5 protein-coding genes are annotated in these 9673 nt (G+C 67.2%); 2 read left to right on the top strand and 3 right to left on the bottom strand.

Going from position 1 to position 9673, the window contains the following annotated elements:
* Positions 1-476 (bottom strand): site-specific integrase (locus SX243_23250; protein MDY7095902.1); only part of this gene is annotated, 476 nt, incomplete at its 3' end.
* A gap of 438 nt (positions 477-914) precedes the next feature.
* Here SX243_23250 and SX243_23245 point away from each other — a divergent pair.
* Positions 915-3962, top strand: coding sequence for a CHAT domain-containing tetratricopeptide repeat protein (locus SX243_23245; protein MDY7095901.1), 3048 nt, complete (start codon positions 915-917; stop codon positions 3960-3962).
* Between the two features lie 59 nt (positions 3963-4021).
* Here the strand turns inward: SX243_23245 and SX243_23240 are convergent, their stop codons facing one another.
* Complete coding sequence (locus SX243_23240; GenBank protein MDY7095900.1) at positions 4022-5560, bottom strand: aldehyde dehydrogenase family protein; 1539 nt, start codon at positions 5558-5560, stop codon at positions 4022-4024.
* Positions 5561-5666: 106 nt separating this feature from the next.
* On the opposite strand from SX243_23240, the gene SX243_23235 reads away from it, so the two are divergent.
* Entirely contained in the window at positions 5667-5987 is a 321-nt protein-coding gene (locus SX243_23235) for a hypothetical protein (protein ID MDY7095899.1), read from the top strand.
* A gap of 188 nt (positions 5988-6175) precedes the next feature.
* Here the strand turns inward: SX243_23235 and SX243_23230 are convergent, their stop codons facing one another.
* Positions 6176-9439, bottom strand: coding sequence for a hypothetical protein (locus SX243_23230; GenBank protein ID MDY7095898.1), 3264 nt, complete (start codon positions 9437-9439; stop codon positions 6176-6178).
* Between the last annotated feature and the right edge of the window lie 234 nt (positions 9440-9673).

The raw sequence follows: 9673 nt of genomic DNA, 5'->3' as shown, positions 1-9673 counted from the left end.
ATCGTCGTGGTCAGGCTCCGATGCCGGAGCTTGCGCTGCACCCGTCGCGGATCGGCGCCGGCCTGCAATAGGTGAGTCGCCAAGCTGTGCCGCAGGATGTGGGGCGTGATCTTCCGGCCCCGGGGCCGAATGCCGGCGGCTTTGCGGCGGCGGTGGAAGAGGACGCCGACCCAGGTGGGGGAGATCCCGCTTCCGGTGCGGGCGGCGGGGAAGAGGAAGGGGGTGGTGGAGTGGAGCTGGCGGTGGACTTGTTGGAGGTAGGTGGCCAGGTACCAAGAGCCCTCCTCGTCGAGATACACCCGCACATCCCGCCGGGCGCCCTTCGCCCCCGGAATCACGAAACTGAACACCCCCAGCTGACTCTCCCAGCGCACCGAATCCGCCCGGATCCGCCCGGGCTCGCTGCGCCGTAGCCCGCAGAGGTACATCACCACCAGCATCACCCGGTCCCGGGCCGCCGACGCCGCATCGGGCAAGACGATGGAATGGCCACCGGCTGCGCTGACGGTACCTGGTCGTTTCGTGAATGCGGCTTGCCAGTGAGTTAAAATCCCGACGATAGTTCGGCTATCAAAGAAAGCACAGTTATCTGAGAACGCGCCGTCAGGCTGCCGGCCCGAGAGGGAGCGGGGCGTAGCTGCGCCCGCAGAACGGGGGTGGTGGTGGGCGGTTGTGGGTTCGGGAGTCGACAATCCTGGGGGTCTATGAGCGACGACAAGGAAGAGTCCGAAGATCAGCCACGGGGAAGGGGGCCCTGGCCTGCCTTCCTGCGCTCCAGCGGACTCTACTGCAGGCCAATCACGCATTTTCGTCGAGACCGCACCGTGGCTCTCCCGCTTCTGCTCGGAACGCTTGCTGTCGGACTTTGTGGCCATCAGGAAAGTCCGGCCCCGGAAGCGGTGCCCGGAAAGGCGGTGACGCCTTTGGATCGGACGGCGCCCTTTCAGGGGTTCGTGCCGGAATCCGGTTCCCGATGGCTGGCCCTCGATTTGGAGCCAGGGGAAGCAGCGCTGGTACGGGTCGATCAGGCGCTGTTGGACGTGGGGGTGGCGGTCTTCGATCCGCACGGGCGCAAGCAGATCGACTACGACACGCCGGTGGGGCGCCGGGCGCCGGAGGCGTTGTGCATCGTGGCGGAGACCGGCGGCCGGTACCGCCTGATGCTGACCTCCTTCCTCGGTGGGGGCGACGTGAAGGTCGAGGTGGTCCGACAGGGGGAGGCCGGCGAGGCGGATCGGTCCTGTGCGCAAGCCCAGCACCTCCTGATGCAGCTCTTCGATGAGGTCGCGACGCGCGGACTGTCCGACGGCCTGGTGCCGATCTATCGCCGGGTGGTCCGCCTGGCGGTGGATGGGGGAGAGCGGTTCCTGGTGGAGTTGGCCTTGCGCGAGGCAGGACGAGCGCTCCAAGACCTGGACCGTAGCGCCGAGGTGCCGGAGGTTTTCGCGGCGGCTCTCGAGCAGGCTCGACGGGCGGGGAGGTCGTATCTGGAGTCGGACATTCTGTCCTGGTGGGGGCTCGCGCTTCTGGACCAAGGCGACCCGGAAGGGGCTTCCCAGCGATTCGAGGCCTCTTTGCACGAGGCTCAGACGGTAGGAGATCAGCGAGCCGAGACCAGAGCCCTCAACCATCTCGCGCTGGTCGAGAAACTGGCCGGCGACCCCCATCGAGAGATCGAACGGTACCGTTCGCTGATGCCCATCTGGCAGGATCTGGGCGATCTGAAAAGCCGATCGGCCACCCTGCAGCGGCTGGCGATCGCCCACCGATCCTTGGAGCACCACGAGGAGGCTCTGACGCAGGCTCGGGAAGGCTTGGAGATTGCTCGTCGCTATGGCTTTGAGGAGCGCGAGGCCGGCCTGCTGACCACCCTGGGGTTGACCCACTTTGCGGCCGGTGAGTTGGAAGTCGCTGTGACGCGATTTCAGGAAGCTTTGGAGAAGTACCGGCAGTTGGGGTTGCAGGACGGCGAGGCCATCGTCTTGGGTCGGCTGGGAAGGGCTCTTCAAGCCGCGGGTGATGTGGAAGCCGCCGAGGATTCCTTCCGCCAGCTGTTGGCTCTGGCGGAGAACGCCGGGAGCGAGGGCAACGTCGCCATCGCGTGGACCCATCTGGGCTGTTTGGCAGCGCAAGATGGAAGGCCCGGGGTCGCTATTCGTCGGCTGGACGAGGCCGACGGGCGACTGCGGGCTCTCGCCGACCCCAAGGTTCGAGCCCACATCGCTTTTTGCAGGGCCCTGGCCCTTCATGAGGAAGGCGAGCTGGAGGCAGCGTTGGAGCAAGTGCGGTCGGCTTTGGCCACCGTCGAGACGCTTCGGGGCACCGTCCGCCGCACCGGTCACCGCTATTCTCCCAGCTGGCAATGGCAGGACTACGCCGAGCTCGAGGTGAAGCTCCTCCTCGAGCAGGCCCGCTCGCAGAATCGGCCGGAAGCTGTTCGGCGCGCTTTCGAGCGGGCGGATGTGGCACGGGCGACGAACCTCCTGGAGCTGGTGCTGGAGGCGGAAGTTGGGGTCCGGGGAAGGGCCGGGGACGAGCTGCTGCGCAGGGAGCGAGAGGTCCAGCAGGCCCTCAATCGGCAGCGCGACCGACTGCTTTGCGGGAAGTACCTCGGCGAGCTGACGGAGGAGCAGGACGAGCAGGTGGAGCAGCGCCTGCGGACCCTTTCGCTGAGGTTGGAGGAGGCTCGGGCGGCGATCCGGACTGCCGACCCCCGATACGCCGAGCTGGTAGATCCGCAGCCGGTGACGGTGGCGGAGCTTCAGCGGACGTTGGCGCCCGATACGCTGCTGCTCAGCTATGTGCTGGGCGAGGAGGAATCGCATCTCTTCACGGTGGGGAGAGAGCATCTCTCGGTCCACTCCCTGCCGGCCCAAAAGCAGCTGGAACACCACGCTCGGGGGCTCTACGAGAACCTCCGGTCCCAGGCCCTGGACCCGGTCCAACGGGAGCTTGCCGCCCAGGCCCTGGGCCGCCAGCTGCTGCCGCCCGGGACGATTCCCCAGCAGACTCGGAGGCTGGTGATTCTCGCGGACGGCCTGCTGCACCATCTTCCCTTCGCCGTGTTGCCTGCTCCGCAGCTTCAGGGGCCGAGCGGAGGGGAAGCCCGAGACGAGCTGCTCTTCGAGGCCTTCGAGATCTCCTACGCGCCGTCGGCGTCGGTCATGGTCTCCCTGCTGCGGAGGAACGGGGAGCGGCTTCCGGCGCCACGGGACGTGGCGGTCTTCGCCGATCCCATCTTCGCCCCCGAAGACGATCGCTGGTCGGGAGGGCTCTCGAGGGCCCGGCCATCGGCTCTGGCGGGAACGGTTGGAACAGGGGCTTCAGCTACCCGTGGCATCACCCTGTCGGATCTGCCCCAGGGCCCCTTGCCCCGCCTGCCCTGGACGGGCCTGGAGGCGGAGTCGATCCTCGCCCGGGTGCCGCCCCAACGCCGGCTGGGGCTTCTAGGCTGGGATGCCACCAAAGAGGAAGTGCAGTCGGCTCCTCTCGACGGGTACCGAGTGCTGCACTTCGCGACCCATGCTTTGGTGGATGAACGCTTTCCCGAGCTCTCCGGGATGGTGCTCTCCCGCCTCGACCGGAGCGGACGACGCATCGACGGGGATCTCCAGCTGCACGAAATCTACAATCTCGATCTGGGGGCGGACCTGGTGGTCCTCAGCGGCTGCCAGACGGCGCTGGGCAAGCGGGTGAGGGGGGATGGCTTGCTCAGCCTGACCCGGGGATTTCTCTACGCCGGGGCCTCCCAGGTCTTGGTCAGCCTGTGGCCGGTGGACGACCAGGCGACGGCGGTCCTGATGACCGAGTTCTACCGCGGGCTCCTCGAGGAAGGCCTGGCACCATCCGCCGCTCTGCGCCAAGCCCAGCAGCATGTGGCCGCCAGCGAGCAGTGGTCCGATCCGTATTTCTGGGCTGCCTTTGTGCTGCAGGGGGCGCCCTCGGCGAGCTCTCGTTTCTAAAGCTTAGGCCCGAGCTACCAGTTGATTGCTAGCAGCTCGGGCCCTGGGGTAGGAAAGCCCTAGACGTCGAACTCCACGCCCTGGGCCAGCGGCAGCTCGGTGCCCCAGTTGAGGGTGCAGGTCTGGCGGCGCATGTAGGCCTTCCAGCTGTCGGAGCCGGCCTCGCGGCCGCCGCCGGTGTCCTTCTCACCGCCGAAGGCACCGCCGATCTCGGCGCCGGAGGTGCCGATGTTGACGTTGGCGATGCCACAGTCGCTACCGGTGGCGGAGAGGAAGCGCTCGGCTTCGCGCACGTTGAGGGTGAAGATGGCGGAGGACAGGCCCTGGGGCACGGAGTTGTGCAGCTCGATGACCTCGTCGAGATCCTCGAACTCCATGATGTAGAGGATCGGCGCGAAGGTCTCCTCGCACACGATGGGTAGCTGCTCCGGTACCTCCACCAGGGTGGGCTCGACATAGAAGCCCGGGCGGTCGAGGGCCTTGCCGCCGTAGAGCACCTTGCCGCCGGCCTGGCGGGCGGTTTCCAGGGCCTGCATCATGCCGTCGACGGCGCGCTGGTTGATCAGCGGCCCCATGAGGGTGTCGGGATCGAGGGCGTCGCCGATGCGCACCGAGCCGTAGGCCTGCGCCAGACGCTGCTTCATCTCCTCGGCGATGCCCTTCTGGAGGAAGAGGCGGCGGTTGGTGGTGCAACGCTGGCCGGCGGTGCCGACGGCGGCGAAGAGGACCGCGCGGAAGGCCAGGTCCAGATCGGCCTCGTCGGTCACGATGACGCCGTTGTTGCCGCCCAGCTCGAGGAGCGACTTGCCCATGCGGGCGGCGACGGCAGCGCCCACCTCGCGGCCCATGCGCACTGAGCCGGTGGCGGAGATGAGGGGCAGGCGGGGATCGTCCACCATGGGCTTGCCCACCTCCTCGACGTCGCCCACCACCAGGCCGAAGATCGGCGGCGCGCCGCAATCCTCGAGCACCTTCTGGGCGATGCGGGTCACCGCCAGAGAGGTGAGGGGAGCCTCCGGCGAGGGCTTCCAAATCATGGAATTCCCGCACACCGCGGCCACCGTAGCGTTCCAGGCCCAGACGGCGACGGGGAAGTTGAAGGCGGTGATGATGCCCACCGGCCCCAGGGGATGCCACTGCTCGTACATGCGGTGCAGCGGGCGCTCCGAGTGCATGGTCTTGCCGTAGAGCTGGCGCGACATGCCCACCGCCAGGTCGGCCATGTCGATCATTTCCTGCACCTCGCCGAGGCCCTCGCTGAGAACCTTGCCCACCTCCAGGCTCACCAGCCGGCCGAGCTCGTCTTTGTGGTCGCGCAGGGCCAGGCCCAGCTGGCGAACCACCTCGCCCCGGGCGGGGGCGGTCCAGGTACGCCATTCGCGGAAGGCTTTCTCGGTGGTGGCGGCCACCCGTTGGTAGTCCTCGGTGCTGGCCAGGCGGACGCTGGCGATGGTCTCGCCGGTGCTCGGGTCGACGGACTCGATGCTCGGTCCGGTGGTTTCGATCCAGCTGCCGTCGAAGGCACCGGGGTTGTCGTCGCTGAGGCCGAACGCGCGCAGCAGCTCGGCGCCGCGGGCGGAAGTCGTAGTCGTGGTCATATCTGCAATCTCCTTGCGATCAAGTTCTGGCAGCTCGGGGTGGAAGTCGGACGCCGGCGAAAGGCTTTCTCGCCAGCAACGCGGCTCGACTCAGACGGCGAGCTGCATGCCGAGCTTTCAGGATATCGCATCATCCGACGCGCCGCTGGCGCTGGTGGACGGTTGCCCCGCAGTCATTGAAGGCGCGCTTCGAAGACTCTTCGTAGTGAGCTCTGGAGGGCTTGCGGAAGAGCGGTTGCAAGTGCTTGGAGCGAGGGAGCTTGGGGCTGCCGATGAATCCACAGAAAGTGTGGGAAAAGCTGTGGAAAACAGTCCCATGGGCGGACAGAGATCGCGCGACACCGGGCTCGAGACCGCTTTGCCCAAGAATTTGTGCAAGATTTCACAAGTCCTTATTTTTCAGGTATTTGAAGAATTTTATGGCTAGCCTTGATGATGTGAGGCGAAGAGGCAAACCGTTGTGGAAACGGAGAATTTTCCACAGCCAACGGCCCGTCCGGTGTCGCGGGGCTTCCGAGGCTCAATGGGGATCGCCCTGAAAGCCCTGGAATAGGCCCAATGGCAGCCACAGAAGGAGGCCAGTCCGAGCCTTCGGGGCCGAGGCTTGGGGATTTCTTAGTCGGTAGCGCGGCCGGGGACGAAGAAGATGTCGCCGCTGGCGTTGATGCTGGCCAGGTAGGTGAGCACCGGGCCGCCCACCAGCACGCGAGTCTCGACGATCCAGTTGCGGCCCTCGCCGATGGCGGTGTCGCTGAACAGGCCGGCGAGGTTGAGCTCCAGGTGCTGCTGGGGCCGCAGGCCTCGTTCCTTGATCGCCAACACGTTGCCGTCGCCGTCCTTGAGGGTGATCTCCACCCGGCCGCCGCCGAGACCGAGGTTGACGACGCCGTAGCTGCTCTTGAATAGATCGCTCTGCTCGGCGCCGAAGTCGAGGATCGAGGCGCCCCCGGCCTCCAGGGCGGTGCGCTGGCCCACCGCCATGCCGAAGCGCTGGCTATTCTCCCCGCCGCCCCCGGTGTCGGCGAAGGCGAAGCTGAGGAGCTTGGGAGCGGTGCCGGTGGAGTTCTGCCAGCTGACCTTGAGAGCGCCGGTCCTCTCGCTCAGTCCGAAGAGGTCTTGAACCACGTCCTCGATGAGCAGAGTTTGGCCCGGGCTGAGGGTGCGTTGCGCAGACCTCGGAGAGGTGTTGTCCTGGCCGCGTTCGAGGAATTCGAGGGTCAGCAGAGTGGGCTGGGTGGAGGGGTTGTAGGCCACCAGCTGGCTGATCAGGAAGACGTCGAAGAGACCGCGGTTGCGCACCACCCGAGGCAGATAGAGGGGGCTCTCTTGGTCCTCGGCGAGATCCGCCGCGGGGAGGAAGATCTGATCCTCGGAGCGAGCCTCCAGCAGGGTGAAGGAGGCGGCGAAGGGAGTGCCCGTCTCGCTGCTGAAGTGAGCGGTGAACGGCCCGGGAGCGGAGCCGGTTTCGAAGTAGGAGCTGGTGCGGACGAAACGCATGGAACGGGCCTGGATGCCCCAGCTGATGGTCCGCAGCTCGGTGCCATCGGCATCGAGGAGCCGGATGCCCACGCGGGTCGGCGCGTCCTCCGGGTTGACCACCAGGAAGGTACTGATGAAGCCATCGCCGTCGAGGATTCCCGACACCACCTTGTCGTGGGCGGTGAGGTCCTCGGGGCGGTCCGCGCCCACGAACTGACCGAAGCTCCCCGGGGCCCCGGTGGAGAGCTCGACGAAGGAACGGGATATGACTCGAAGATCCGGGGCGCTGCCGCCGGCGGGGACCCGGCTCCGCACGGCGATGGCGCCGCTGGTATCGGCCTCTCCGAAGACGGACGAGACGACGTTGGGCAGGAAGAGGGAGGTACCGGGCATCACCGTCAGCCGACGGGTGGTGGGATCCGGATTGGGCAAGCTGCGCTGGAGAAAGGCGAGCTCCGCCACCGCCGGGTCTTCGCCGGCGTTGTGCAGCCAGACGTTGGTCTCGAAGGTACCGGTGTCGCCGCGCTGGCCGAAGAGCGAGCTTTGGATCACCGACTCCGACTCGTCAAAGGCGATGCCCCCGTCCTCCACCGCCAGCGCCATGGGGGCGGAGCGGCCGGTCTGGTCCAGGTCGCCGGTGGCGACGGCGGTGACGGAGTAGCTGCCGGGCTGCGTGAACATGTGGGTGAGGCAGAAGCGGTTGGAGTCGCAGGGAACTTCCCGCACGCCTAGACCATCGGGTTCGATCTCCCAGGTCATTTTCTCTACCGGCCCGGTGAAGGTGGCTTCCAGGCTCACCGGCTGACCGGTTTGGATCGCTGCGGAGGGCGCCAGTAGGGCGGCGGTGACGGGGATCAGCGGCGGGGTCTCGACCGTCACCGTCGAGCTGCGGCCCAGGCCGCCACCGCGCACCGAGGCCACCTGATATTCGTAGACGGTGTCCGGATCGAGGTCGCGGTCCCGATAGACGGTCTTGTCGGCGCCGACCTCCGCCACCGTCATCTGGGTTCCGCCGCCGGCGCTGCGCAGAATGCGGAAGGAAGTTTCGTCGGTGCTGTTGTCGGTCCAGCTGAGCAGGGCGTCGAGCTTGGTGAGGGTCACCTCCAGACCGCCGGGGGCCGCCGGGCCGGTGGGTCCGGCGGGGCGGGCGTAGAGGGCGCGGGCGGCGCGCTCGTCGTCGATGCCGAGGGCGGTGTGGCCGCGGGGCGGATTGGCGAAGGCGCGCATGATGGCTGCGAAGAGCACCGGATGGGAGCCCTCGCAGGGCTGGATCGGTCCGTCTTGGGTCCTGGCGCAGCTGTGGTGGAAGCCCAGGGCGTGGCCGAACTCGTGGGTGATCACGTTCTGGAAGTAGACGGAGTCGTCGTAGCCGCAGCCGGCGCCGCCGTCGTTGGTGACCACGTCGCCTTCGAGAATGCGGAAGTAGGCGCGGCCACGCCACGTGCTGGTGACGCTCGGATCGAACCAGTTGCCGCCGATGGCCAGCACGCCGCCTTCATCGCAATTGCCGTCCATTTCCTCGAAGGGATCGTTGAAGAGCACCGTGCTGAAGCCATCGGGATTGCGCAAGCCCCGGTCGGCGCTGGTGGTGCCGACGTATTCCAGGGCGATGTTGGAGCCGGCGGCCCGGTTCCAGAGGCCCATGCTGTTGCGCACCTCGGCGATGCCGCCACCGGGGAGGCCCTGCTGCGGCGTGGTGTGGGTGTACCACGGTGCGGATCGGCCTTCCTCGAAGTCGAACCAGCGCATGTTGCGGCCTTGATAGGTGATGAGGTTGAACTCGTCGTGGAGGCTTTGCACTCTCGGCTCGGGGAGGCGGAGGAAATAGTCCGCCGTGCGCTCTTGGCCCGCTGAGCGATCTCGCAGCCAGGCGGTGAAGGCTTCATAGTCCCGCACCCGTTGCCCGGCTGCCTCGGCCTCTCCCGGGGCCGTCATCTCCACCGCCTCGGAGAGGTCCCGCAGGGCCAGCTCGAGTCCCTGGGATCGGAAGGGGCGAAAGGCGCCGAGGCTCAGATGAAGAATGCCGTAGGTGCCGTCCCGGCGGGGGACGAGGAAGAGGAGCGCGGTGTCGTCGGGCTCAAATTTCGGAGCTCCCCAGATCTTCAGCTCCAGCCCACTGGTGCTCAGTCCGCCGGGCGCTCGCACCACCAACACGCTGCCGGCAGCGGTGCCTTTGATCAGGCTCTGCACCTCCACCAGGTAGTTGGTGGCGGGGCGTTCGCTGGTGGGGGCGGCCTCGACGGACAGCACCTCGACCTCGGCGATGAGGGAGGCCTGGTCCGCCAGCGCCGAGTCGGAGATCGAGCGGTAGGTGGTGGCTTCGGCGGGGACCGCCACCAGGGCCAGAGACAGCAGCAGGGCAAGGGGCGGAAGGAAACGGAGCGTGCGGACTCGGAGCATGGGCTACCTCCCCGGCGTCGAGTGAGGGACTGGATTCAGTGCAGCATGCTCTCTACAACTCCCCCGAAGTGGGAGTTCATTCCGAGAAGGCTTCGCGAGGGGCCCCCAATGCGGGTTCGATGGGGCCCCTCGCTAGAAGCTCGATGCCTTCGGGGCGAGGTCTCGTCAGTCGGCGACGCGGCCGGGGACGAAGAAGATGTCGCCGCTGGCGTTGATGCTGGCCAGGTAGGTGAG

The organism is Acidobacteriota bacterium (genome assembly GCA_034211275.1).
Taxonomy (GTDB): domain Bacteria; phylum Acidobacteriota; class Thermoanaerobaculia; order Multivoradales; family JAHZIX01; genus JAGQSE01.
The sequence above is the reverse complement of the archived record's forward strand: the minus strand, read 5'-3'. Positions and strand labels throughout refer to the sequence as shown.